The 24760-nt window shown below is 39.9% G+C and carries 22 protein-coding genes; 20 read left to right on the top strand and 2 right to left on the bottom strand.

Annotated features, from left to right (window positions below; genetic code table 11):
• Positions 1 to 17 precede the first annotated feature (17 nt).
• The 4 genes from clpX (at position 18) to C7E02_RS09555 (ending at position 4135) form a co-directional block, all read left to right on the top strand.
• A complete protein-coding gene (gene clpX / locus C7E02_RS19420; RefSeq protein WP_005340918.1) occupies positions 18 to 1448 on the top strand; it encodes an ATP-dependent Clp protease ATP-binding subunit ClpX in 1431 nt (476 codons plus the stop codon).
• 100 nt (positions 1449 to 1548) lie between these two features.
• Entirely contained in the window at positions 1549 to 3360 is a 1812-nt protein-coding gene (locus C7E02_RS09565; protein ID WP_203226957.1) for a S8 family peptidase, read from the top strand.
• Positions 3361 to 3379: 19 nt separating this feature from the next.
• Positions 3380 to 3667 carry a hypothetical protein gene (locus C7E02_RS09560; protein ID WP_005340913.1) on the top strand — a complete coding sequence of 96 codons (288 nt, stop codon included), beginning with the start codon at positions 3380 to 3382 and terminating at the stop codon, positions 3665 to 3667.
• A gap of 3 nt (positions 3668 to 3670) precedes the next feature.
• Complete coding sequence (locus C7E02_RS09555; protein ID WP_105309428.1) at positions 3671 to 4135, top strand: signal peptidase II; 465 nt, start codon at positions 3671 to 3673, stop codon at positions 4133 to 4135.
• 132 nt (positions 4136 to 4267) lie between these two features.
• On the opposite strand, the gene C7E02_RS09550 is transcribed toward C7E02_RS09555, so the two are convergent.
• Positions 4268 to 5494, bottom strand: a complete 1227-nt coding sequence (locus C7E02_RS09550; protein WP_005330680.1) for an argininosuccinate synthase — start codon at positions 5492 to 5494, stop codon at positions 4268 to 4270.
• A gap of 396 nt (positions 5495 to 5890) precedes the next feature.
• On the opposite strand from C7E02_RS09550, the gene yedE reads away from it, so the two are divergent.
• The 5 genes from yedE (at position 5891) to C7E02_RS09525 (ending at position 9933) form a co-directional block, all read left to right on the top strand.
• The gene (gene yedE / locus C7E02_RS09545; protein WP_005340910.1) at positions 5891 to 6991 is read left to right on the top strand and encodes a YedE family putative selenium transporter; all 1101 of its coding nucleotides are present in this window, start codon (positions 5891 to 5893) and stop codon (positions 6989 to 6991) included.
• Positions 6992 to 7063: 72 nt separating this feature from the next.
• Positions 7064 to 7267, top strand: coding sequence for a sulfurtransferase TusA family protein (locus C7E02_RS09540; protein ID WP_005330688.1), 204 nt, complete (start codon positions 7064 to 7066; stop codon positions 7265 to 7267).
• A gap of 316 nt (positions 7268 to 7583) precedes the next feature.
• Entirely contained in the window at positions 7584 to 7919 is a 336-nt protein-coding gene (locus tag C7E02_RS09535; protein ID WP_005340909.1) for a PadR family transcriptional regulator, read from the top strand.
• Positions 7903 to 9309: a permease prefix domain 1-containing protein gene (locus C7E02_RS09530; RefSeq protein WP_242827116.1), complete on the top strand. Its 1407-nt coding sequence runs from the start codon at positions 7903 to 7905 to the stop codon at positions 9307 to 9309. The genes C7E02_RS09535 and C7E02_RS09530 overlap by 17 nt, the downstream gene beginning before the upstream one ends.
• Before the next feature lie 78 nt (positions 9310 to 9387).
• A complete protein-coding gene (locus C7E02_RS09525) occupies positions 9388 to 9933 on the top strand; it encodes a hypothetical protein (RefSeq protein ID WP_005340907.1) in 546 nt (181 codons plus the stop codon).
• Positions 9934 to 10030: 97 nt separating this feature from the next.
• Here the strand turns inward: C7E02_RS09525 and C7E02_RS09520 are convergent, their stop codons facing one another.
• A complete protein-coding gene (locus C7E02_RS09520; protein WP_105309427.1) occupies positions 10031 to 11101 on the bottom strand; it encodes an Rpn family recombination-promoting nuclease/putative transposase in 1071 nt (356 codons plus the stop codon).
• Positions 11102 to 11756: 655 nt separating this feature from the next.
• Between C7E02_RS09520 and C7E02_RS09515 the strand changes: the two genes are divergently transcribed.
• The 11 genes from C7E02_RS09515 to C7E02_RS09465 all read left to right on the top strand — a co-directional run bounded on the left by C7E02_RS09515 (position 11757) and on the right by C7E02_RS09465 (position 24691).
• A complete protein-coding gene (locus C7E02_RS09515; protein ID WP_005330702.1) occupies positions 11757 to 12551 on the top strand; it encodes an ABC transporter ATP-binding protein in 795 nt (264 codons plus the stop codon).
• A gap of 51 nt (positions 12552 to 12602) precedes the next feature.
• Positions 12603 to 13697, top strand: coding sequence for an ABC transporter substrate-binding protein (locus C7E02_RS09510; RefSeq protein ID WP_105309426.1), 1095 nt, complete (start codon positions 12603 to 12605; stop codon positions 13695 to 13697).
• Between the two features lie 86 nt (positions 13698 to 13783).
• Positions 13784 to 14545 (top strand): ABC transporter permease, encoded by a 762-nt coding sequence (locus C7E02_RS09505; protein ID WP_105309425.1) that lies wholly within the window; start codon positions 13784 to 13786, stop codon positions 14543 to 14545.
• Positions 14546 to 14571: 26 nt separating this feature from the next.
• On the top strand, positions 14572 to 15753 hold the full coding sequence (locus C7E02_RS09500) for a mandelate racemase/muconate lactonizing enzyme family protein (protein WP_105309424.1): 1182 nt from the start codon (positions 14572 to 14574) through the stop codon (positions 15751 to 15753).
• Positions 15754 to 15845: 92 nt separating this feature from the next.
• Positions 15846 to 16967, top strand: coding sequence for a helix-turn-helix domain-containing protein (locus tag C7E02_RS09495; RefSeq protein WP_105309423.1), 1122 nt, complete (start codon positions 15846 to 15848; stop codon positions 16965 to 16967).
• Positions 16968 to 16970: 3 nt separating this feature from the next.
• On the top strand, positions 16971 to 19118 hold the full coding sequence (locus C7E02_RS20240; RefSeq protein WP_105309422.1) for a double-cubane-cluster-containing anaerobic reductase: 2148 nt from the start codon (positions 16971 to 16973) through the stop codon (positions 19116 to 19118).
• 137 nt (positions 19119 to 19255) lie between these two features.
• Positions 19256 to 20407 (top strand): double-cubane-cluster-containing anaerobic reductase, encoded by a 1152-nt coding sequence (locus C7E02_RS09485; protein WP_105309421.1) that lies wholly within the window; start codon positions 19256 to 19258, stop codon positions 20405 to 20407.
• 77 nt (positions 20408 to 20484) lie between these two features.
• Entirely contained in the window at positions 20485 to 21261 is a 777-nt protein-coding gene (locus tag C7E02_RS09480) for an acyl-CoA dehydratase activase (RefSeq protein WP_005330717.1), read from the top strand.
• Between the two features lie 140 nt (positions 21262 to 21401).
• Positions 21402 to 21779, top strand: coding sequence for a GntR family transcriptional regulator (locus tag C7E02_RS09475; protein WP_005330719.1), 378 nt, complete (start codon positions 21402 to 21404; stop codon positions 21777 to 21779).
• Positions 21780 to 21787: 8 nt separating this feature from the next.
• Positions 21788 to 24223, top strand: a complete 2436-nt coding sequence (locus tag C7E02_RS09470; RefSeq protein WP_105309420.1) for an ATP-dependent Clp protease ATP-binding subunit — start codon at positions 21788 to 21790, stop codon at positions 24221 to 24223.
• A 54-nt stretch (positions 24224 to 24277) separates the two neighbouring features.
• A complete protein-coding gene (locus tag C7E02_RS09465) occupies positions 24278 to 24691 on the top strand; it encodes a hypothetical protein (RefSeq protein WP_005340894.1) in 414 nt (137 codons plus the stop codon).
• Positions 24692 to 24760 lie beyond the last annotated feature (69 nt).

The following is a 24760-nucleotide window of genomic DNA, read 5'->3' as shown; positions in this document are numbered from 1 at the left end:
AAAGAAGGGAAAGAACCATGTCTGAACAGGATTATGTAGATACAATTGATAACAACGATAATAATAGCAATGACAATCATAACGATGATGAATATGAGAAAGTCTGCTTTGTCTGCCACAGACCAGAGAGTGTGGCTGGAAAGATGATCAATCTTCCGAACAATATGTGTGTGTGCAATGACTGTATGCAAAAGAGTTTTGATGCTATGAATAATATGAACTTCGGTGGTGCGATTGATTATAGCCAGCTTATGAATATGCCGGGAGTTCAGTTCTTAAATATTGATGATATGAGCCAGCAGATTCCAAAGCAGCAGCGCGTGAAGAAGAAAAAAGAAGGCGAGGAGGCAACGCCGCTCGTTGACATTCATAACCTTCCGGCACCGCATAAGATCAAGGCGAGCCTGGACGAGTATGTAGTCGGACAGGAATATGCCAAGAAAGTGATGTCTGTTGCTGTATACAACCATTACAAGCGTGTGGCAACGGATTCCATGGACGACATTGAGATCGAGAAATCTAACATGCTGATGATTGGACCTACAGGTTCCGGTAAGACCTATCTTGTCAAGACGCTGGCAAGAATTCTGGATGTGCCGCTTGCGATTACAGATGCCACATCTCTGACGGAAGCAGGTTATATTGGAGATGATATCGAAAGCGTTGTATCCAAGCTTCTGGCAGCAGCGGATAACGATGTGGAAAAAGCAGAACAGGGAATCATTTTTATTGATGAGATTGATAAGATTGCGAAAAAGAAAAATGCGAGTCAGCGTGATGTCAGTGGAGAGTCCGTACAGCAGGGAATGCTGAAGCTTTTAGAAGGAAGCGAAGTGGAAGTTCCGGTTGGAGCTAACAGTAAAAATGCGATGGTTCCGCTCACAACAGTCAATACAAAGAACATTTTATTTATCTGTGGAGGAGCATTTCCGGATCTGGACGGCATCATCAAAGAGAGACTCACAAAGCAGTCTGCAATTGGATTTGGCGCAGACCTGAAAGATAAATATGATCATGATAAGAAGATTCTTGAGAAGGTAGCAACAGAAGATCTTAGAAACTTTGGTATGATTCCGGAGTTCCTGGGACGACTTCCGGTAGTCTTTACATTACAGGGACTCACAGAAGATATGTATGTGAAGATCCTGGAGGAGCCAAAGAATGCAATTCTGAAGCAGTATCAGAAACTTCTTGCACTGGATGAAGTGAAGCTCGATTTCACAGAAGATGCATTACGTGCAATTGCGAAAAAGGCGATGGAGAAGGATACAGGAGCAAGAGCCCTTCGTGCGATTATCGAAGAATTTATGCTGGATATCATGTATGAAATCCCGAAAGATGACAGCATCGGTCAAGTGACGATTACACAGGAGTACATAGAAAATACTGGTGGTCCGATTATTACACTGAGAGGGCAGGAAGTACCGAGATTAGAAAGTCAGGCATAGATAGTAAGGCAGTTATAAAAATATAGAAGATAATGCCCAATAATAAAATAAGAAAACATCTCATATACATGTGAAAAGTATACGAGGTGTTTTCTTTTTTATGAACGATAGTTATGGAGAAATAAATACATTGTTAAAGACACGAAAAAATACAAAAAGCAATGTTTTGAAGGAGAGAGTGATAGCAACACAGCAGAAGGAGGAAGAGACAGGAGATACTTCATGCCGTGAAAAAATCCTCTCTCAGGATTTTCGGGATTTTATTATCCCGGATTACCGGTCAGATCAGGAACTGGTCTATCCCAAGAGCCAGATTTGTGTGCAGAGCCTTGGCTTTGGCTATCGTGTAGCATATGTGGATCAAAGTCTAGGGGAAGAACTAAGCATTGCGGCTTATGGTTATAACAGCATTCCAAATTGCTATGCACTGTTGGATATGGAAGCTATGAATGAGACAGGAATCAGTGTGCTTCAGAATTACCCGGGTCTTAATCTTCGAGGAAAAGGAATTATGATTGGATTTTTGGATACAGGAATAGACTATGAAAATGAAATCTTTCGAAACATAGATGGAAGCAGCCGGATCACGGCGATATGGGATCAGACTGACCAGAACGGTCAGCCACCGGATACATTTACATATGGAAGTGAGTATACGAATAATCAGATTAATCAGGCACTGAAAAGTGACAATCCAAAGGAAATTGTGCCAGTAAGCGATGAAAATGGACATGGTACATTTTTAGCAAGTGTGGCAGCAGGTGGAGAAAATATCCAGGAAGGTTTTACCGGGGCGGCATCAGAGGCTGAAATTGCAGTAGTGAAGTTAAAAGAAGCGAAAGATTATCTGCGAAAATTTTATGGAATACAGCAGAAGGCAGTGTGTTATCAGGAGACAGATATTGCGCAAGGACTTCGGTATCTGCATCTTCTGGCGCTGAAAAATCAGAAGCCCCTTGTTATGTGCGTGGCTCTTGGAACGAATCTTGGCGGACATAATGGAATGTCCAGTCTGTCGCGGATTCTCGGAAGCTATTCCAGACTGGTAGATCGATGCGTGGTTATTGGAGGAGGAAATGAGGCAAATGAACGACATCATTTTCAGGGAAAACTGAATCAGGTAGGAGAGGTTCAGGAAGTGGAAATGCGTGTCGAAAGTGGAAATACGGGATTTGTAGCAGAATTATGGGGGACCATTCCTAATATTGTGACAGCGTATCTTATATCTCCGTCTGGGGAGAGAAGTCCGGTGATTTCCATTCGGCAGGGGAATCGCTATCAGCTTACATTTCCATTTGAACAGACGGTTGTGGATGTGGAATACCGGTTGTTTTTGCGGAACGGAAGATCCCAGCTTTTGTTTCTAAAATTCGATCATCCGGCACAGGGTATCTGGAAGATAGGAGTACAGTCGCTGGGGCGTGCAGATGGAGAGTTTCACATCTGGCTTCCGGTGCGGGAATTTCTCGATGGAAATGTATATTTTCTGGAGGCAAGTCCGGACGTGACATTGACAGAGCCTGCGAATACCGATGATCCGATCACGGTTGCTTATTACAGGGGAGCAGATAAGAGTGTTGATATTAATTCTGGCAGAGGTTATACTAGAGACAAGAGAATAAAACCTGATTTTGCAGTTCCAGGAGTCCAGGTTTTGGGAGCAGGGGGAAATGGAACATTTGTAAGGCGAAGCGGTTCCAGTGTGGCAACGGGAATCACAGCCGGAGCCTGTGCGATGATCATGGAATGGATTTTGAATCAGCCGATTCCGGCAGGAGTTACCACAAGTCAGGTGGCAAATATTATCATATTAGGAGCACAGCAGAACACATTTTCAGAATTCCCGAACCGACAGTGGGGTTATGGAACGATGGACCTGTATCAATCGCTGGACAGATTGAGAAGATTATAACAGATGGGAGAGGTACAATATGGCAGACTTTTTTGAGCAGTTAGGAAAGAAAATTTCAGATGTAGCAGAGGACTTTGGAAAGAAGACGGAAGATACCCTGGAAGTGCAGCGTATCAAAAGCCAGATCCGTTCTCTGGATCGTGCCAATGAAAGAGATTACATCGAAATCGGAAAGAAGATTTATCAAAAATTCAAAGCAGGAGAAGTGGCGGACTTAGAGTGCATTTCCCTGTGCGAATCAATCGAAAAGAGAGAGGAAGAAGCAGCACAGTGCCAGGAGGAAATCCGCAAAATTCAGGAGGTATAACAGATGTTATTGATGGCAGCAGGAGGACTTCTTGTTGTGCTGGTGTGCGTGGACATGGGCATTAAGCAGTACATCGAGGAGAATTTTGAAGAAGAGGAAGAACGGGAGACAATTCTGGACAAAGTTGTGCTCCGGAAGGTTTATAATAAAGGCTTCTGTTTTAATACACTGGATAAGAAACCGGAGCTGGTGAGAAAGACATCTGGTATCTTGTGTGCCGGGCTTGCAATCTATGATGCATGGCTCTTTTTCAAAAAAGGAAAATGGCTCAGAAAATTCGGCATGGTATTTCTGACAGCCGGTGCAATCAGTAATACCTATGACAGACTGATTCGTGGAAAAGTCATTGATTATATCGGAATCCAGTGGAAAAACAGCAGACTTCGCAGACTCACCGCGAACCTGGCAGATGTGTATGTAGTAATCGGGGCAGCAGTGACAGGCGTAGCGAAGATATTCCGAAGATAGAAAAGAGGATTATGAATCCCAGGAAGGGAATAATCCACAAATAGAAAAATGAATATCCATAATATAAAAAGTGTGCAAGTTATAATTACTCAATAACTTACACACTTTTGTTCTACATTTTATTTTATAGAATTATTTCTTATTGCTCTTTACTTCCTGAAGCTTCATAGCGCGAACCTTAAGCGGCAGACCGAACAGATTGATAAATCCGTCAGCGTCGTGGTGGTCATAAAGGTCACCAGTTGTGAAGCTTGCAAGAGACTCATTGTAAAGTGAGTACGGTGAAGTTGTTCCGGCTTTGATGATGTTACCTTTGTAAAGTTTGAATTTCACTTCTCCTGTTACGTACTCCTGAGTTGACTCGACAAATGCCTGGATTGCCTCGCGAAGTGGTGTAAACCATTTTCCTTCATAAACAACCTGAGAAAGTTTATTTCCCATATCTTTCTTAACTTCTGTAGTAGCACGGTCAAGAACTAACTCCTCTAACTGCTGATGTGCCTCGTAAAGGATTGTTCCGCCAGGTGTCTCATATACACCACGGGATTTCATACCTACAACACGGTTCTCTACGATGTCGCAGATACCGATTCCGTGCTTGGCACCGAGTTCATTAAGCTTCATGATAATCTCAGATACCTTCATCTGCTGTCCGTTTATACTTGTTGGTACACCTTTTTCAAATGTCATGGTTACATATTCACCTGCATCTGGAGCTTTTTCTGGTGTAACACCAAGTACGAGCAGATGCTCATAGTTTGGCTCGCAGGAAGGATCCTCAAGCTCAAGACCTTCATGGCTGATGTGCCATAAGTTACGGTCACGGCTGTAGCTGTGGCTGGCATCAAATGGAAGGTCGATACCATGTGCTTTACAGTAAGCAATCTCATCCTCACGGGATTCCATCTTCCAGAGATCTGTCATTCTCCAAGGAGCAATGATCTTGATGTCTGGAGCAAGTGCTGTGATACCAAGCTCGAAACGAATCTGGTCATTTCCTTTACCAGTAGCACCGTGGCAGATTGCTACAGCACCTTCTTTTCTTGCAATTTCAACTAATTTCTTAGCAATTGCCGGACGAGCCATAGCTGTTCCGAGTAAATATTTATTCTCATATACTGCATGAGCCTTTACACAAGGCATGATGTAGTTGTCGCAGAAATCATCAATGATATCCTCGATGTATAATTTGGAAGCACCAGCCATCTTTGCTCTTTCTTCCAGACCATCTAACTCCTCGCCCTGTCCACAGTTAATGCAGCAGCAGATTACATCATAGCCAAATGTCTCTTTTAACCACGGAATAACAGCAGTTGTGTCCAGTCCGCCTGAATATGCTAATACGACTTTTTCTTTCATTTTCGAAATCCTCCTAATGTATCATTTACTTTCTATTTTAATAAGAAAATATCTTATTTGCAATCGCAAATCATACTATACACCTAAATTCATAAATATGCAAGAAAAAAATGGAAAAATCTTTTTAATATGCAGAATATGCATCGGAAATGTATAAAATTAGAGATCTGTGTGAATGGCTGTATGAATAAAGAAACTGGAAGAAAATACCAAATATCGAAAAAATAAAGAAAATGTAAGCACTAATCATACTAATATGATATGTAATATGTATAAATATTAACAATAAATATAAGGGATTTAATGCATTTATCAATTGGACGTGTCGAAAAAAAGAAACTAAAATAGAAGTTGTAATATAAAGACGAGAGTTATGTTATTGGAGGAGGAAAAAATATGAATTTAACAGGCTCAAAGAAAACACTTGCGTTGGCAGGTGTGATATGCGGACTTGTAGCAGCATGTCTTGCATATTTTGGTAACCCGGCAAATATGGCATTCTGTATCGCATGTTTTATCCGTGATACAGCTGGTGCAATGGGGATGCATCAGGCTGAAGCAGTAATGTATGCAAGACCAGAGATTATCGGTCTGGTTCTTGGCGCATTTATTATTTCAATTGCGACAAAAGAATTCCGCTCTACAGGTGGATCTTCACCGATGATTCGTTTTGTACTTGGTGTGATCATTATGATCGGAGCACTCGTATTCCTGGGATGCCCACTTCGTATGGTACTTCGTATGTCAGCTGGTGATTTAAATGCATGGGTAGCACTTATCGGATTTATTCTTGGAGTAGCAACTGGTGTATTTGCTCTGAAACAGGGATTCAGCCTTGGAAGAGCACAGGCAACAACAAAAGCAAGTGGAGCAGTACTTCCGGTCATCGTTGTTGGAATTCTGATTCTTGCAACATGCACATCACTTTTGAAAGCAAGTGCGGCTGGTCCGGGAAGCTTACACGCACCAATCATTATGTCTCTTGTAGGAGGCCTGATCTTCGGAGCTATGGCTCAGAAATCAAGAATGTGCTTTGCAGGTGGAATCCGTGATGTCATTATTATGAAGAACTTTGATTTATTATCTGTTATTGGCGGACTTTTCGTTGTAATGCTGATCTTCAATATTGCAACAGGAAAATTTGTAGTAGGATTTAACACACCAGGAGTTATTGCACATTCTGAACACTTGTGGAATATCCTTGGTATGTATACAGTTGGATTTGCAGCAGTTCTTGCAGGTGGATGCCCGCTTCGTCAGTTAATCCTTGCAGGACAGGGATCTTCTGATTCAGGAGTCACTGTAATCGGAATGTTCGTAGGAGCAGCAATCTGCCACAACTTCGGACTTGCAGCAAGTGGAACAGCACTTAACCCGGAGACAAAAGCTGTTGTAGCCGGAGCAGTTCCAACTAACGGAAAAGTTGCATGTATTCTTTGCATCGTAGTTCTGTTCATCATAGCATTTACATGTAAGAGAGAGACAGCTAAGAAATAAGAACAGAAAGAAATTCAGATGAATAATTACAACAGAATAGCTGAAAATAATGTCTGAAAGGAGTATATAGATATGGTAGAAGTAGATGCAAGAGGACTTTCCTGCCCAGAGCCGATCATGCTGACAGCAGAGGCTCTGAAGAACGAAAAAGGTCCAATTAAAGTATTGGTAAGTGAGCCGGTACAGAAAGAAAATGTTGAAAAATATGCAAAGAGTCAGGGAAAGAAACCAACATCAAAGGAAGTTGGGGACGAGTTTGAAATCGTCATTGAATAAGATTTTCTGATTTAGGCATCAGACGTACATGGAAGTTCAGGAGCAGTCGTGAAAACGGCTGCTTCTTTGCATGTATCTTTGCACATATCTTTGCACATATCTACAGAAAATGCTTGACATATATCGAGCGTCGATATAATATATAGATAACCGATATATCGGACGTCGATATAGCATCCGGCAGGATTGCGGAGGTGCGCAGTGATTCTGATAGGAATATGTCAGCTTCTCTGACCAGAATCACGCGCCAAGTCTCACGGACGTTCGACTTGAATTTAACAAGATTCTGAACTGCAAAAGAAAGGGGAGGTATAAAATGGCAGTAGATAAGAGTTTGGTGTCCGGAAGCACGATGATGTTGATTCTTAAGCTTCTGGAAGAAAAAGACATGTATGGTTACGAAATGATTGAGACTTTGAGGGAGAAGTCAGAGAATGTATTTGAGTTAAAAGCAGGAACATTATATCCGCTCCTTCATGGACTGGAAGAAAAGGAGTTTGTAAAGTCTTATGAGCAGGAAGCGGGTGGAAAGACAAGAAAGTATTATTCCATAACAAGAGAAGGAAAGAAGCAGCTCCGGGTAAAGGAAAAAGAATGGAAAGAATACGCCGGAGCAGTGAGAAATGTTCTGGGAGGTGTATGCTTTGGATAGACAGGAATATTTGAAATCTTTGACGGAACAGATTCGTACAAAGCGTGCGCGAACCATGGTTGCGGAGGAAGTAGAGGCACATATTGAAGACCAGAAACAGGATTTCATGGCTCATGGATTAGGTGAAGAAGAAGCCGAGTCGATGGCTGTAGTAGAGATGGGAGATCCGGTGGAGGCAGGCGTGAAGCTTGACCGGGTGCACCGCCCGAAGATGGAATGGACAGTTCTGATGGCGATTTTAGTTATTAGTATTATGGGACTGATCCTACAGGCGGTAGTTACTTCGTCTTTTCCAACAATGAATATGAGTACACTGGAAGCTTTCAAAGATAACTTTTTATATGGTGGAATTTGGAGTGCAATGTTAATAGGAATAGCGGTCATGTTAGGAATCTGTTATCTGGATTATTCTATATTAGTAAAGTGGTCATTTCCAATTTGGGTAGTTATGCAGATACCGGCAGTCTTTTCTATAGTTAGTAAGATCTTTTTTGATGAAACAATGTGGATTGGACCGATGGTCAATGGCAGAAGTATAGTTCAGATGTTATTGTCCTATCTGGTCATTCCCTTTTACGCAGGGACAATTTATCATTTCCGCAGAAAAGGAACGAAAGGACTGATCATTAGTACCGTGTGTCTTGGAATATCAGTACTTACCGATTTGATGATACCATTTATGTCATCTGCAGTTGTTACCGGAATTACAGGGCTGGTCTTACTGCATGTGGCAATCTGTAAGGGCTGGTTTGGAGAAAATAAAAAGAAATTTTTGATCAGGATGTGGGGTGTGATTGGAATCTGCCTGATACTGATGTCTGGAATAACATTTGGGGGTAATGGACGTTTCGTTACAGATTATCAAGTACATCGACTGGAAGCTTTAATTACCGGAGAACACTGGGATTATACAAGAGGTGCGGTTGCAGACGTAGCAAATGCTGCAAAAGATCCCAATTCAAGTAAATGGCATGAGTCGCAGTCTTCCGGGAAAATAGAAGTAACGGATCCATATAATGGTGCCACAGAAGTAGAAGCTGTCACGCTTTACAATTATGCAAGAAATGATTATATCTGGACATACCTGTTCCATTATTTTGGAAATGTAAAAGGAGTCTTTCTGGTTGTAGTATTTGCAGTATTTATGGCACTATTGCTCCGAATGGCGGTAAAACAGAAGAATCGCCTGGGATATATGATCAGTATCGGCTGTGTATTATTTTTGATTTTACAGTCACTGTTCTATATTGGAGTAAATGCAGGACTTTATCCGATTAGCGGAAATTATATGCCATTTTTATCTCATGGAAATATGACCATGATGATTACTTACTTTTATATGGGAATATTGTTGTCCGTGTACCGGAATACCAACGTCGTGAAAAATTAGTTGACAATATAGAAAAAGGCATATATCATATAAAACATATAGGAAAAGAAAGTATATGAAAGATTGGAGATGCCTGATATGACGAGAGCGGAAGCCTGGGAACTATTAACAGAATATAATCAAGACGAATTTCACTTGCAGCATGCACAGACAGTAGAGAATACGATGCGCTATTTTGCAAAAGAACTAGGATATGGAGAAGAGGAAGAATTCTGGGGAATTGTAGGTCTTTTACATGATCTGGATTTTGAAAAATATCCAGAAGAGCATTGTATCAAATCTCAGGAAATTATGAGAGAGAGAGGAGTCGACGAACGTGTTATTCATGCGACGGCAAGTCATGGATATGCAATTACGGTTGATATTCAACCAGAGCATGAGATGGAGAAGGTGTTGTATGCAGTAGATGAACTGACAGGGCTTATTGGAGCTGTAGTGCTTATGCGCCCGTCAAAGAGTGTGCAGGATCTGGAACTTAAGTCAGTAAAGAAAAAGTATAAGAGCAAGAACTTTGCAGCAGGATGCTCCAGGAAAGTAATTGAAAGAGGAGCAGATATGCTGGGCTGGACTTTAGACGAGCTGATTCAAAGAACCCTCGATGCATTGAAGACATTTCAGGAATAGAGAAGAAATACTAAAATATAGGAAATTTAAGAGGTTAAAAGAGGATGTAGCATTCAAAAAAATGAGTGCTGCATCCTCTTTTGCTATGGATAGTAAATTATATTTTTCCTGTATGTAATAATTTTAAAATTTTCTCAGCATCAAAATCAGGTGCCTGGTTCATGGCAAGGTCATAGATTGGCTGGATAGTATCAAGTGGTTCCAGCAAATCGGCGGCTATCTGAGAAACAGAAAAGTTTTTGATTATCCTTTTAATAACTTGTTTGATTAAGTAGAGCTGCTCGCCTTCAATACGGCCAGCACGTTCCCCTTCTTCACGGCTGATACGCCGGGTCTCCTGTACATCATATGCTTCAAAAGAATCAAACATCATATGGAACTGCCTCCTTGTAATATGGTCTGTAAGGTCATTGATTTCTTCAGCAGGGACATTGATTGTATGAAGAAATGCTGAAAATACAGAGCCCATAAGCTCTAAAATGTGTGGTGGTGTATTCTGTGTCAATTGGTTCCAGTAGTCTTCTGGAATCTCTTTTAAATGCTTGAAATCAGAGGAACTCTTGAGCTTGTTAAGAATGAAAATAGCTGAGAGCTCATCACCTTTTTCAATTAAATCTTCTTGGGAATACTTATTCAAAGGAACGATTAGATATTTATAATCTGGAATGAATTCTTCAAAGATATCACTCATGAATACCCGGTCTTTAAAATGTAATGCAGAAGTCCATTGTCCCGTGCCTTCATAATAAATAATTGGCAGGATTGGCGGATATAAAAAATCTTTGGATTTCGTAATTCCAGGATGTAACTTTTCCTGTGTGGCAGCGTAATCAGTCCAGACATAAACCATGTATCTGAGCAATCTAAAAGACATGTCAGCATCTGCTTCTGATTGGTGTTCAATAAGTGCAATCAGATAAAGCTCTGTGTTTTCAAGCTGAATCTTCTTCACAATGTCAGAATCACGGGATTCCTGAAATAAAGGAATAAAATGTGAAGAAACGTCTTCAATATCCTCTGGCTTTATGTTCATGAAAAAAGGAATATCCGTGTATCCTTTTAGAAATTGGGCACAGAGTGTCGAGTCTCCGAATACAATCTTGGCTGCATTGTCATGAATCTTTGAATTGTGTACCCCATGTTCAGTTGTCTTGTTGGTAGTTTCCATAGCGCTCCTCTCTGAGCAAATGTAAACTAAAAACTTTCTGAATATATTTTAACATTGTAAGTATAAAAAGACAATATAGAAATTGAATGAAAATAAATTCTATACAAAAGGGATTTGTCAAAAATTCAGAAGTACCGTAACATTTGCCCGGTGTGCATGCAACTTGTGCAAGTGCAGGGGCACTTAAAGTTGCGGTGAATGAGTAACATCATCAAAAATCTGAGTGAATTCTTTGCTGAAAAAGCAATGAAATTCAGAAATGAAATCCTGGCTGGGGATTTTCATGGGCGTTGAAACATAATGAAAATATCGTGCCCGAAATTTGATGTAGATGTAGTGTAGCACAGATAAAGAGTGAGGGCAATAGATGCAACAAAATGTTGCAGGAGATTTTGTGGGAGCATATAAACATAGGTTTGGAAATGCGATAAGATAGTGGTTTGATTATAGATAAAACAAATAAAATGATATTAGTTATAGAAAATGTGCGATGTGTACAAAAAGAAAATATGAATTGTAGAAATTAAACGCTGAAAAATAAAAAAAGCATATTTATAATAAACAACTGTGATAGACATGATGTAGGAAAATATTTTTGATTGACATAAATGTTATAAGTACCTATCGGAAATTTAATGAAAAAGGAGAAAACTAAATGCATGATATAAAAATTCATGATGTTTCATTTTCTTATGCAGGCAGTGATAAGTTAGTTTTGAAAGACATTAATGTGGATGTAGAAGGTGGAGAATTCGTTTGTATTCTTGGACAATCTGGTTGTGGAAAGAGTACTTTGTTGCGCCTGATTGCTGGGTTGGAAGATTGTACAACAGGTGAAATTTTAGTCGATGGAGAAAAAATACATGGTGCAAGTTTGAATCGAGGAGTAGTATTTCAGGATTATGGCTTGTTCCCTTGGAAAACAGCCGGAGCCAATATAACGTTGGCATTAAAAAAGAAATTTCCGGACTGGGATAAAAATCATCTGAAAGAAAGAACGATTGAGCTATTAAAAGCGGTAGGATTAGATGAATCAGTTTACCGTAAATACCCTAAAGAATTGTCTGGTGGCATGAAACAAAGATGTGCGATTGCCAGTGCATTTGGAATTGACCCACCAATTCTTCTTATGGATGAACCGTTTGGTGCACTTGATGCCGTAACCCGTTCCATGCTTCAGGATATGGTATTAAAACTTTGGGAAAAACAGGAAGATAAAAAGACGGTCTTTTTTGTAACACACGATGTAGATGAAGCAATGATTTTGGCTAATCGGATTATTGTGCTTGGACAATCACCAAGTAATATAATTTTTGATGTAAAGATACCAGATGAGAAACGTACTACGAGAGATTCCAGATTTGAAGATCCAGAGTCAATTAAACTTAGAAATGAACTGCTTCGTCAAATTAATCAAGATGTGGAAGCACATGTACAAACCGTGCAATAATAGAGAAATCTATTTGCAAATAAAAATATTTAACTAAAAAGGAGAGAACAAATGAAAAAGAGAATTATCTCACTTCTTCTTGCAGCAGCAATGACTTTCAGCCTTACAGCATGTGGTGGAAATTCATCTGATGATAAAAAGGAAGAGACAAAAACAGAAAACACAGACAACAAAGAAACTCCAGAAGTGGATACAATTCACTGGGCAAGAGCAAATAGTGGAAATATTCTTGTTACAATTGCAAAACAGCAGGGATATTTTGATGAAGTTGGAATCAATGTAATTGAAGATCCAGTTGAGTCTTCAACAGCAGCACTTCAGGCACTTCAGGCAAGACAGGTTGATGTAACATCTAACCAGGGAACAAATAACCCGCTTCAGTTTATCTCCACAGGTTCTGATTTTTCAATCGTTGGTGGCTATATGCTGAAAGGTATGTATATTATTGGAAAGAAAGATACTCAGTATAAAGATGTTACAAGTCTGAAAGGTTCTAAATTTGCATATGCAGGGGTACATCCGGTAGTAGGTATGGCATTATTAGATGCAGGAATTGATCCTAATAATGATGTTGAATGGCTTACATATAGTACAAACAGTGACCGTCTTGCAGCAGTAGTTTCCGGAGAAGCTGACTATGCAGTACTTAGTGGAGACCAGTTATATGCAGTAGGTAATAATGATCAAATTGAGATTAAAGCATGGTTAGATGATCTTGTACCAAACTATGGATGCTGCCGTATGAACATGAATACTGATTTTGTAAAGAAGAATCCTACAACTGTAAAACTTCTTCTGAAATCTCTGATTCGTGCTGAGCAGTGGTATCTTGCAAATAAAGAAGAGTGTGTAAAAATTCTTGCAAAAGAAATCGGTGCAGAAGAAGATTATGTTGCAGCATATCTGTTAAATGATAATTATGTTTCCAGTGTAGATCCGTGTAAGAATTCTGTAGTTAAGACATGGGAGGCTATGATTAAGATGGGATTCATTGATCAGGCAGATGCTGACAAAATCAACATTGAAGATCATATTAACACAGAACTTTACAAAGAAGCTCTTGATGAGTGTGTAGCAGAATATCATGATGAAGATCCAGATTTCTATGATGGAAGAGTTAAATTCTTTGAAGAAAACGATCAGTAATAAGAGATAATTAACAAATAACTCAATTCCGCCGTTTTATACTGCGAAATTGGGTTTTTTAAGAAGGTAATGGTTCGGAGGTATCTATGCGAAAAGTTTTAAAATTTATAAAGGATTATTGGATAACAGGTTGTATTTATCTGGCTATGTTTTTTGGGTACAAGTATATCGCAGATAACCAGCTTTTTGGTGGATATCTTTTCCCTGCGGTAAGCAAAGTTGCAAAATCTTTTAAAGAAAATATTGGTACATTATTTATGAATATGTTTTATTCATTTCAATTAATGATTCCAGCTATTATTATTGCTGTTGTAATTGCGATAGTTGGTGGGACTATTCTTGGGATGAGTAAAAAAATTCGGAAAGTGGTTCATCCGGTGGTTTACTCAATTAGTGTAATTCCATCTATTTTGATGTCCCCATTTGCGCTGCTTATGGCTCCAAGTTTTAGAATAGCTTCTTTGTTCCTGGTGGTCTACAATACAATTTGGGCTACATTTTTTGCTACAATTAATGGAATTATGACGATAGACAAAGTTTATCTTGATAAAGCAAAAACTTTGGAGTTAAATCCGGTAGAAAAGATGTTTCAGGTAATCTTACCTGCAGCAATGCCGTCTATTATGTCAGGGTTTATTACATCTCTTAGAGGATCCTTTGTAGTGCTTGTATATGCTGAAATGTATGGCGCAAAATTTGGTATGGGATTTTATGTAAAAAAATTTGCAGAATATGGACTTTACAGTGAGGCGTGGAGTGGCTTCATTTTCATGGTTGTAGTTCTGGTTATTGTTATGCAGATATTCGAAAAAATGAAAAACCGTATTTTAAGATGGACAATTAATTAACAGAAAGACAGAGGAGGCAAATAAATATGAAGATTACAAAAGTAGATGCAATTCAGATTGAGGATAAACCGGCTGATCAGCCGGGATGGCGTCCGATAGTGTGTCGCGTTTATACAGATACAGGATTATATGGAGATGGGGAAGCTGCAATTGCATATGGTGTTGGATCTACAGCGGCATATGGAATGATTCAGGATCTGGCAAAATTGATAATTGGTATGAACCCGTTGGATACAGAAGTTATTTGGGAAAAATTATATAAATCGACTTTCTGGGCACAAAATGGGGGACCGATTGTATTTGCAGGAATTTCTGCATTAGATATTGCGTTATGGGACATAAAAGGAAAATATTTTAATGTTCCAGTATATCAGTTGCTTGGCGGGAAAATGAGAGATAAGCTTCGCTGTTATGCAAGTCAGCTCCAATTTGGCTGGGGAGAAAGAAAAACACCGGCATATCAGATTGAAGATTATGTTGCAAATGCAAAAAAAGCTGTTTCGGAAGGCTATGATGCTATAAAAATTGACTTTTTTACATTCGATCCGAAAGGATACCGCTATAGCTCTGAGGAGACAACAAGAGTGCTTGATCCATATCATGTCCATGTTGTAATTGACCGCCTTGCAGCTGTCAGAGAGGCAGTTGGACCGGATGTAGATATTATTATGGAAAATCATTCCTATATAGATGCGCAGGTCGCAGTGCAACTGGGAGAGCAGGCGAAAAAATATAATATATTGTTTTTTGAAGAACCAACTACACCAAATCCGAAGATGAATAAATTTGTCTGTGATAAATTAAATATCCCAATTGCTCAGGGAGAAAGAATTTATTCAAGATGGGGATATGCACCATATTTTGAAGATGGTTCCATTCAGTTGATTCAGCCAGATATCGGTAACTGTGGAGGATTAACGGAAGCAAAAAAAATATGCGATTTAGCTCACATTTATGATGTAGGAGTACAGGCACATGTGTGTGCAAGCCCATTGTCAACAGCAGTTGCTTTACAGTTAGAAGCAGCAATTCCAAACTTTACGATACATGAACATCATGTGTATAATCGATATGATTATAATAAAAAATTATGTAAATATGATTATCAGCCAGTTGATGGATATATTACAGTTCCGGATCTTCCTGGTATTGGAAATGAATTGACAGATTATTGTTTCACAAATGGAAAGGTGACAACGATCGAATAAGCTTATTGATAAAAGCAATATATCTTTCAAAAGAAATCTATTTGACAGACAATTCATCTTGATAAATAATATCCATATTGGAGAGTGTGGATATGTTTGAAATTGATGTCTGTTATAAATTTATATTTGAATCAATGCTCGAGGATGATGTATTGGGATATATAGCAAACAAGGTATATGAATATACTCATGCCGGGATATTTTTTGTGTCGGAGTCCGGAGAAATTCTGGCTTATGCCTGCTCGGGAAAAGACCAGAGCATGCGTTCGATTATAGAAGAGCATGTAACATTGGAAGATTATCCTTATTTCTTTGAGGGAGTGTCACCGAATGGAGAGTTCCAGACGGTTGCTGCGGTGAAGGATAAGAAGAAAAATATTGGATATATCATCATTCACTATAGTAATGAAGAGTTTCGGACGTTTTTTGAAGAATTAGGAACAATTCTGACGGAAACAGCAAGACAATATTTTGAAGAGAAGCAGAAGAATACGTATTTAAATCTTTCGCTCAAAGACTATATTATCGGTTGGATGATTTTTGAAGGACAGCATTTTGTGGAATCGGAGCAGAGTCATACATTAAAAGGAAATTATTTGATGGCTTTGTTTACCGATGATTTTTCTGATATGGCGGTGGAGGCAGCAAAACTGGGAAGAATCTGGGAGCATTTTTACTTGTATGAAGAGAAACACTCCCTGACGGTTGTTTTATATCAGGTTTCTGATCAGACTGCGAAAAAGATTTATCAAATGGTGCAGAAAGAAAATCTGAACTGCTATATGAGTGAGACATTTGAAGATATCAATGACTGTAGAACAAAAAGAGATTTGCTAAAACAGATGGAACGGATTCCGAAGATATGTGATGGCAGAGGGGTTAAAAGAGAAAAGGACTGGTATCTTCAGGGGATTTTTTCTTATACATTGCCTTTAATCGAAGAGGCAGGACTGAGTGACTATTCGATTTTGAACTTGATAAAGGAAGATAAAAAAAATCACACAGAGCTTTATGATACATTGAAAATGTATTTATTATGCGAAAACAATGTGACAATGGCAGCGGAAAAACTTCATGTCCACAGAAATACATTAGTGTATCGATTAAAGCAAATAAAAGATTGTCTGGAATTAGATATTAACAATAATGAGATTTCGAGAGAACTTTTGGCATTTATGATTATGTATGACCTGTCGAAATCTTCAGAGGACTAGAGCATGAAACTTGTACAGGATTTACCAGAGATATTTGAAGAGTTTGGAGAAAAGAGGCGAGAAGCCTTTTTAGAGGTAAAAGAGTATAAAGACAAAGGTGTACCTGTTGTTGGAATGTATTGCGCATATTTTCCAACAGAGCTTGCAATGGCAGTAGGTGCAATCCCAGTCGGATTATGCTCTTTTTCGAATGAGACAGTTACGGCAGCAGAGCGTGAACTTCCTAAGAGCATGTGTCCACTTGTAAAATCGAGTTATGGTTTTGCAATCGAGGATAAATGTCCATTTTTCCATTTTGCAGATCTTGTGATTGGTGAGACAACTTGTGATGGAAAGAAAAAAATGTATGAACTGATGGCTGAATTTAAGCCGGTGTTTGTTATGGAACTTCCAAACAGTCAGTCTGAGAAAGGGCTGGAATTTTGGAGACGGGAAGTCATAAGGACAAAGGAATACTTTGAAGAATTTTTCCACGTTATTATTACGGATGAGATGATTCATCATGCAGTGCATCTGAGTAATGAGATTCGCAGATCCCTAAAGGAATTATGTGAAGTGATGAAGCTTGATCCGGCACCGGTTTTTGGTACGGATATCCAGAAGATGATCAATGGATCTAAGTATCGCTTTGATTTTAAGACGACACCGGAGCTGGTGGATGCTGTCACAGAAAAGATATTGGAAGAATATCATCAGGGAAAACATCTTGAGAGCAGACCGAGAATTTTGGTGACAGGCTGTCCAATAGGTGGAGATACGATGAAGATTCTGGAAGGAATCGAAGAAAATGGAGGAGTAGTTGTTGCGGTAGAAAACTGCAGTGGTGTAAAGACGCTTGACCAGATGGTGGATGAGACTCAGGAAGACATTTATGGGGCAATAGCGAAAAGATATTTATCTACAGGTTGTTCTATTATGACGCCGAACGACAATCGAATTGAATTAATCGGACGAATTATTGAGGAATATCATGTAGATGGAGTTGTGGAAATGATTCTGTCAGGCTGCCATGCGACAGGTGCGGAAGCTATTTATATCCGAAAGTTTGTAAATGAAGAAAAGAATCTCCCATACATTTCTATTGATACAGATTACTCGTCGGCAGATAAAGGACAGATATCTACGAGACTTGCTGCTTTTATTGAGATGATTCAGGCAGATAAAAGTGGCAAGAAAGAACTGGATATGAATTGTTGCTATAAACTGATCGTATCAGGCATTTCAGGTGGAAAATGTTTTGAAGAGATTTTGCAAAATGTATGGGATTATACGGGAGTTCCAGTCAGATTTTCAAAGAGAAATCAGGAAGTTCTGTATGAAGTTGGAAAAGAACAGGTCACAGCAGATGCGCAATGTATAGTACATGAATGTTTGGATGATGTTCGGATTGAAGCAGTGATTCTTGATGATCAGCGAAAGATACAAGTGCAGGAGCTTGCAGATATTCTTGCAAAGAGCATTGTCATGTATCAGAAGAACAGAAAAAATACAGGGAACGATCAAAAACGTCAGTCGGACTATTTGTGGATATTGGCGACCGATACTTCTCTTGCAGCAAGACTTGCAGGAAAACTTGAAGAAACTAAAGAGTTTTCTCCTGTTGTTGAAAAGCAGAAAGACAATAGTATCTTAATAACTAATATACGAGGTAAAGAGGATCGAACCTTGCTAATCCGGTTGTGTAAAGAATTCATATATGATTGTGATGGAAAGATACTGATTGGAAATGGTGTTAAAGCCGAGCAAAACTTAAGTGAAAATAAAAGGTTGCAGCAGGAAGTGTTTGAACTTGCAAGGAACCGTGCACCGGGGAAACATTTGTATTTGATAGAGCAATATTATCATGAACTGGCTATTTCTTACATCAGCCGGAAAGTTGGCAAAAATGGATTTAAGTTAAAAGAGCTGGAGCAGATCAGATGTGAAGATGAAGAGACAGGAAGAAATCTGTATGAGACACTCTACTGGTATCTGAGAATGAAAAGAAATGTGTCTCAGACAGCGGCAAAACTAAAGATTCACAGGAATACGCTACTTCCGCGTCTGACTCGGTTAAATGATATGCTGGATCTGGACAACCGCGACGGGGCAGAGTGCGAAAAACTTTTGGTTGCCATGGAAATAGAAAGAATGAAAAACAGTGATGAATAATAGAAACAATCTATAAATGCAATGCAATTGTAGGAAAAATCAATTTGCATATTGTGCTATAAAAGTCTAAAATTTTAAACAGAATGGTTAATTGTGTCCGTTTATAGATACGAATAAATTTGATGAGGTGAAAGAATATGGAGATTATTAAAGATTTGCCAGAGGTTTTTGAAGAATTTGCTGAGCAGAGACAGAAATCGTTTCTTATGATGAAAGAGCTGAAAGACAAGGGAATACCGGTAGTAGGAGCATATTGTACATATTTCCCAAAAGAGATTGCTATGGCTATGGGAGCTGCAACAGTCAGCCTTTGCTCCACATCTGACGAGACAATCCCGGAGGCAGAAAAAGATCTTCCGAAGAACTTGTGTCCATTGATCAAATCCAGTTACGGATTTGCAAAGACAGATAAATGTCCATTTTTCTATTTCTCAGATGTAGTTGTTGGGGAGACAACATGTGATGGAAAGAAAAAAATGTATGAGTATATGAGCGAATTCAAAGATGTGTTTGTAATGGAACTGCCAAATACTCAGGGACCGGAAGCGCTGAAACTTTGGAAGAAAGAGATTATCCGTTTTAAAGAATATCTTGAGAAAAGATTTGAAGTAACGATTACAGATGAAGATGTAAGAAAAGCTGTTAAAATTGAGAATGAAGCAAGAAAAGCACTGAAGCGTCTTTATGAAGTTATGCAGCATGATCCGGCTCCGATCAGTGGACATGATCTGTTCAAGGTTCTGTACGGAAGTACATTTAAATTAAATCGTTCTGAGATTGCCGGAGAAGTGAATGCCCTTGTTGACAAGATTGAGGCAGAGTATGCATCTGGAAAGATGCTGGAGAAGAAACCAAGAATTCTGATCACAGGATGCCCAATCGGAGGAGCAACTGAGAAAGTAATCCGTGCTGTTGAGGATAATGGTGGTGTTGTCGTAACTTATGAAAACTGTACTGGAGCTAAATCCATCGATCGCCTTGTTGATGAGAACGCTGAGGATATTTACCAGGCAATTGCAGAGAGATATCTGGCAATCGGTTGTTCAGTTATGACACCAAACCCGAATCGTTTTGATCTTATGGGACGTCTGATTGACGAGTATCAGGTTGACGGAGTTCTTGAGATGACACTTCAGGCCTGTCATACATATAACGTTGAGACTCGTGCAATCCGCAAGTTTGTAAATGAGGAAAAAGGAATTCCATACATTAATGTGGAGACAGATTATTCTCAGGCAGATGTCGGCCAGCTTAATACAAGGATTGCAGCATTTATTGAAATGTTGTAAGATTGCCGGTTACAGACTATTTTAAAATGAATTTTGAAATTCATGTTGTGTAAATTCATGAGAGGGAAAGCTAAGATATGAAGTTTATAGGAATTGATATTGGATCTACTTGTGCCAAGACTGTTGTTATGAACGAGAACAAAGAAATTGTTCTTGAGTTTGTGCAGCCGACAGGATGGAGCAGTGTGGATACGGCAGAAGAGATTCGTAAGAAGCTTGTGGAAAATGATGCGGATCCTGCAGAAAATGTATGTGTTGCTACTGGATATGGCCGTGTGTCTGTGCCATATGCAGATAAGATGATTACAGAAATTACCTGTCACGCTATGGGGGCTGTCTGGATTTTTGATAATAAAGATATGACAATCATTGATATCGGTGGTCAGGATACAAAGATTATCTGTGTAGAACAGGGATTTGTAAAAGATTTCATGATGAATGATAAATGTTCTGCCGGAACAGGAAGATTTCTGGAAATTATGGCAAATACATTGTCCATGCGTCCAAATGAGATGTGTGAGCTTGCAAGAGAAGGCTCAGGTGTAACGATCAGTTCTATGTGTACGGTATTTGCAGAGTCTGAGGTCATAAGTCTCATTGGTCAGGGAGAGAAGAAGGAAAATATCGCATTTGCAGTGGTTGATTCTATCGTACGAAAGGTTGCTGCCCAGGCAAATCGTATGAGTGAAGACCGTCCGATGCTTTGCCTGACTGGTGGTCTTTGCGAGTGCAGCTATATCAGTGAAGCGCTGACAAAGGAACTTGGCATGGAAGTTAAGACAGATCCACAGAGCCGTTATGCAGGAGCAATCGGTGCGGCACTTGGAGCTGTAAAGAAAGGCAAGAAGAACTAAAAACGTCTAGATAAAAGGAGTTTTACATTTTTGTTGTAAGCTCCTTTTTTGTATGTTATATTAGATGTATAACAGAAAACTTAATCTGTTCATGAAATCATCCGTAAGGATAGAACAAAAGAGATAACGAGGGTGATACGATGCTGATAGAGATCGATTTTAACAGTGATGAGGCACTGTATGTGCAATTACAGAATCAGATTATTATGGGAATTGCGACTGCGACAATCCAAGAAGGAGAATCACTTCCATCTGTCCGTCAGCTTGCGGATACGGTAGGCATCAATATGCATACAGTGAACAAAGCATATTCCATATTGAAGCAGGAAGGATTTATCCAGCTTGACCGCAGACGTGGCGCTGTGATTGCAATTGATGCAGATAAGGCAAAGGCTTATGCAGAAGTAAAGCGTGCGCTAAGAATCGCGCTGGCTAAGGGAAGTCTTAAAAATGTCAGTAGAGAAGAAGTTCACGAGATGGTGGATGAATTATTTGATGAATATGGTGGAAAGGAATAACAGACAGCATGAATTATACAGAACCAGCAAAAGAAGTGCTGAAAAAAGCGGAAAAGATTGCCAGAGAACTGGATCATCCATATGTAGGAACAGAACACCTGCTGCTTGCATTTATGCGGGTATGTACAGGTGTGGCGGGACAGATATTGTCAGCGAATGGTGTAGAAGAAGCAAATTTATATAAGATTGTAGATGAGCTGATCTCACCGGTCGGAGAAGTGACTTTTCAGGAAAAGCCAAAGAGAAGTCCGAGACTTGAATATACTCTGGAGGAAAGCAAGGAAGAGGCAATTCGTTTTCAATCAGAGGCAATTGGAACAGAGCATATGCTCCTTGCAATCCTTCGGGAACCGGACAGTGTTGCAACCAGAATACTACTGACACTCAATGTAAATATACAGAAAATCGTGCAGGATACGCTGGAAGTTCTCGGCGTGGATATCAAGGAATATCAAGAGGAGCTTCAAGAGACATATCAAAGAAAAGATGGGATTTTAGACCAGTATGGCACAGATTTGACTATGCAGGCAGAAGAAGGAAAGCTTGATCCGGTCATTGGAAGAAAAGCAGAGATTCACCGCCTGATGCAGGTGCTTGGCAGAAGAACGAAGAACAATCCGTGTCTGGTGGGAGAGCCGGGAGTCGGTAAGACAGCAGTGGTAGAAGGACTTGCCGCACAGATTGCAAGTGGCATTGTACCGGAAGGAATGCGTGACAAGCGGGTCTATACGTTAGATCTTGCAAGTATGATTGCAGGTACAAAATACCGTGGTGAATTTGAAGAACGTATGAAGAGACTTTTGCAGGAAGTAAAGTCGGCGGGAAATGTTATTTTATTCCTGGATGAAGTGCATACAATCGTCGGCGCAGGCGGTGCGGAAGGCGCAATGGATGCATCTAATATTCTGAAACCGTCTCTTGCAAGAGGAGAACTTCAATTGATCGGAGCAACAACGATTGCGGAATATCGAAAATACATTGAGAAAGATGCGGCACTAGAACGAAGATTCCAGCCAATTACAGTGGAAGAACCAGATGAGAAGCAGTGTGAAAAAATATTAAAAGGACTGCGGGAACGTTATGAGACGCATCATCATGTACAGATTACAGATGAAGCTCTTCAGGCGGCAGTTACACTTTCTGCACGTTACATCAGTGACCGTTTTCTTCCGGATAAGGCAATTGATGTGATTGATGAAGCATGTGCGAAAGTGAGTCTTAGTGGATTCAAGACACCGGAGCATATCTATGAACTGGAAAAGGTTCTTGGTAATTACGAAGCAAAGATGGAAGAGGCAATTCTTGCAGGTGATCTTGTGGAGGCTTCCAAGATCCGGGCAGAGAAAGAAGATGCTCAGAAAAAGATTATGCAGACGAAGAAGCGTTTTCAGAAAAAGCAGGCGGGCAGAAAACCACTTGTAACAGAAGAGGAAGTGGCAGCGGTCGTATCTGACTGGACGAAGATTCCGGTGCAGAAGCTTCAGGAATCTGAAGGTGCGCGCTTGCAAAAGTTAGAGCAGACGCTTCACAAGAGAGTGGTTGGACAGGAAGAAGCTGTTACGGCTGTGGCGAAAGCTGTACGAAGGGGGCGTGTGGGACTAAAAGATCCAAAGCGCCCGATTGGCTCATTTTTATTCCTTGGACCGACCGGAGTTGGTAAGACGGAATTGTCAAAGGCATTATCAGAAGCATTATTCCATGATGAGAATGCCATGATTCGTGTTGATATGTCCGAATATATGGAACAGCACAGTGTGGCAAAGATGATCGGTTCGCCTCCGGGATATGTTGGCCACGAGGAAGGTGGACAGTTAAGCGAACAGGTGCGAAGACATCCGTATTCAGTAATCCTTTTTGATGAGATTGAAAAAGCTCATCCGGATGTATTTAACATTTTACTGCAGGTATTAGATGATGGACATATTACAGATTCTCAGGGTAGAAAAGTTGATTTCCGGAATACGGTCATTATTATGACGTCGAATGCAGGCGCACAGGCGATTATTGATCCCAAAAGGCTAGGATTTGGCAATAAGGAGAATCAAGAGGAAGATTACAAGCGCATGAAGATGAATGTTATGAATGAGATCAAGCTTGTCTTCCGTCCAGAATTCCTGAATCGAATTGACGAGATCCTTGTATTCCATCCGCTAGGTGAACCGGAACTTAAAAAGATTACGGGAATGATGTGCCAGGAGGTGGTCAAGCGTGCAAAAGAACAGCTGGATATTCATTTGACGGTGCGTGATTCTGTGAAAAAGCTGATTATGGAAAAAGGAACCGATAAGAAATATGGAGCAAGACCGTTACGACGTGCAGTACAAAGTGAACTGGAAGACAGTCTGGCCGAGGCAATTCTCGCAGGTGAGATTAAGCATGGTCAGGAAGTCGTTGCCGGCGTATCGAAAAAAGAAATAAAATTTGAGGTCAAGACTACCAAATAAAAATAAATTGATATATAATAATTAATACAAATGAACCTTAGGAGGAAAGAGCTAATGGCAGCAGTGAAAGAGCTATTAAGAGCTGAAGCAGACGGAGCACTTGGTTTTGGAGACTATACTCTGAGCAGCAAGACAAAACTGGACGGATTTGAATTCCAAGGAGATGTGTATAAGGTAAAGACATTCTCTGAGATTACAAAGTTGGAAAAGAATGGTATGTTCGTATACGAATCCGTTCCGGGAACAGCAGTAGAAGATTTTAAAGCTTCTGAGAGAGAGGTTTCTTTTAAAGTATCCGGTACTGAGGATGCGCAGATTACACTGGAGCTGGAAGCAGACAGCGAATATGTTGTGTATATGGACGATGTGAATGTCGGCGATATGACAACGAACTTAAGCGGAAAACTGAGCGTGAGCGCAGAACTTGATCCGAATAAAGAGATTGAGATCAAGATTATCAAGAAGTAAATACGCAGAACATCGGGGGAAGCTCGCAGAGGCGTAGCTTCCCCTTTCTGGTAAAATGGAAATAAAAAA

The organism is Dorea sp. Marseille-P4042 (assembly GCF_900290215.1).
Classification (GTDB): Bacteria; Bacillota; Clostridia; order Lachnospirales; family Lachnospiraceae; genus Dorea; species Dorea formicigenerans.
The sequence above is the reverse complement of the archived record's forward strand: the minus strand, read 5'-3'. Positions and strand labels throughout refer to the sequence as shown.

What these genes read in the sequence shown, in the direction of transcription:
- clpX (WP_005340918.1), top strand. Translation starts at nt 18, where the DNA reads ATGTCTGAACAGGATTATGTAGATACAATTGATAACAACGATAATAAT.
- C7E02_RS09565 (WP_203226957.1), top strand. Translation starts at nt 1,549, where the DNA reads ATGAACGATAGTTATGGAGAAATAAATACATTGTTAAAGACACGAAAA.
- C7E02_RS09560 (WP_005340913.1), top strand. Translation starts at nt 3,380, where the DNA reads ATGGCAGACTTTTTTGAGCAGTTAGGAAAGAAAATTTCAGATGTAGCA.
- C7E02_RS09555 (WP_105309428.1), top strand. Translation starts at nt 3,671, where the DNA reads ATGTTATTGATGGCAGCAGGAGGACTTCTTGTTGTGCTGGTGTGCGTG.
- C7E02_RS09550 (WP_005330680.1), bottom strand. Translation starts at nt 5,494, where the DNA reads ATGAAAGAAAAAGTCGTATTAGCATATTCAGGCGGACTGGACACAACT.
- yedE (WP_005340910.1), top strand. Translation starts at nt 5,891, where the DNA reads ATGAATTTAACAGGCTCAAAGAAAACACTTGCGTTGGCAGGTGTGATA.
- C7E02_RS09540 (WP_005330688.1), top strand. Translation starts at nt 7,064, where the DNA reads ATGGTAGAAGTAGATGCAAGAGGACTTTCCTGCCCAGAGCCGATCATG.
- C7E02_RS09535 (WP_005340909.1), top strand. Translation starts at nt 7,584, where the DNA reads ATGGCAGTAGATAAGAGTTTGGTGTCCGGAAGCACGATGATGTTGATT.
- C7E02_RS09525 (WP_005340907.1), top strand. Translation starts at nt 9,388, where the DNA reads ATGACGAGAGCGGAAGCCTGGGAACTATTAACAGAATATAATCAAGAC.
- C7E02_RS09520 (WP_105309427.1), bottom strand. Translation starts at nt 11,101, where the DNA reads ATGGAAACTACCAACAAGACAACTGAACATGGGGTACACAATTCAAAG.
- C7E02_RS09515 (WP_005330702.1), top strand. Translation starts at nt 11,757, where the DNA reads ATGCATGATATAAAAATTCATGATGTTTCATTTTCTTATGCAGGCAGT.
- C7E02_RS09510 (WP_105309426.1), top strand. Translation starts at nt 12,603, where the DNA reads ATGAAAAAGAGAATTATCTCACTTCTTCTTGCAGCAGCAATGACTTTC.
- C7E02_RS09505 (WP_105309425.1), top strand. Translation starts at nt 13,784, where the DNA reads ATGCGAAAAGTTTTAAAATTTATAAAGGATTATTGGATAACAGGTTGT.
- C7E02_RS09500 (WP_105309424.1), top strand. Translation starts at nt 14,572, where the DNA reads ATGAAGATTACAAAAGTAGATGCAATTCAGATTGAGGATAAACCGGCT.
- C7E02_RS09495 (WP_105309423.1), top strand. Translation starts at nt 15,846, where the DNA reads ATGTTTGAAATTGATGTCTGTTATAAATTTATATTTGAATCAATGCTC.
- C7E02_RS20240 (WP_105309422.1), top strand. Translation starts at nt 16,971, where the DNA reads ATGAAACTTGTACAGGATTTACCAGAGATATTTGAAGAGTTTGGAGAA.
- C7E02_RS09485 (WP_105309421.1), top strand. Translation starts at nt 19,256, where the DNA reads ATGGAGATTATTAAAGATTTGCCAGAGGTTTTTGAAGAATTTGCTGAG.
- C7E02_RS09480 (WP_005330717.1), top strand. Translation starts at nt 20,485, where the DNA reads ATGAAGTTTATAGGAATTGATATTGGATCTACTTGTGCCAAGACTGTT.
- C7E02_RS09475 (WP_005330719.1), top strand. Translation starts at nt 21,402, where the DNA reads ATGCTGATAGAGATCGATTTTAACAGTGATGAGGCACTGTATGTGCAA.
- C7E02_RS09470 (WP_105309420.1), top strand. Translation starts at nt 21,788, where the DNA reads ATGAATTATACAGAACCAGCAAAAGAAGTGCTGAAAAAAGCGGAAAAG.
- C7E02_RS09465 (WP_005340894.1), top strand. Translation starts at nt 24,278, where the DNA reads ATGGCAGCAGTGAAAGAGCTATTAAGAGCTGAAGCAGACGGAGCACTT.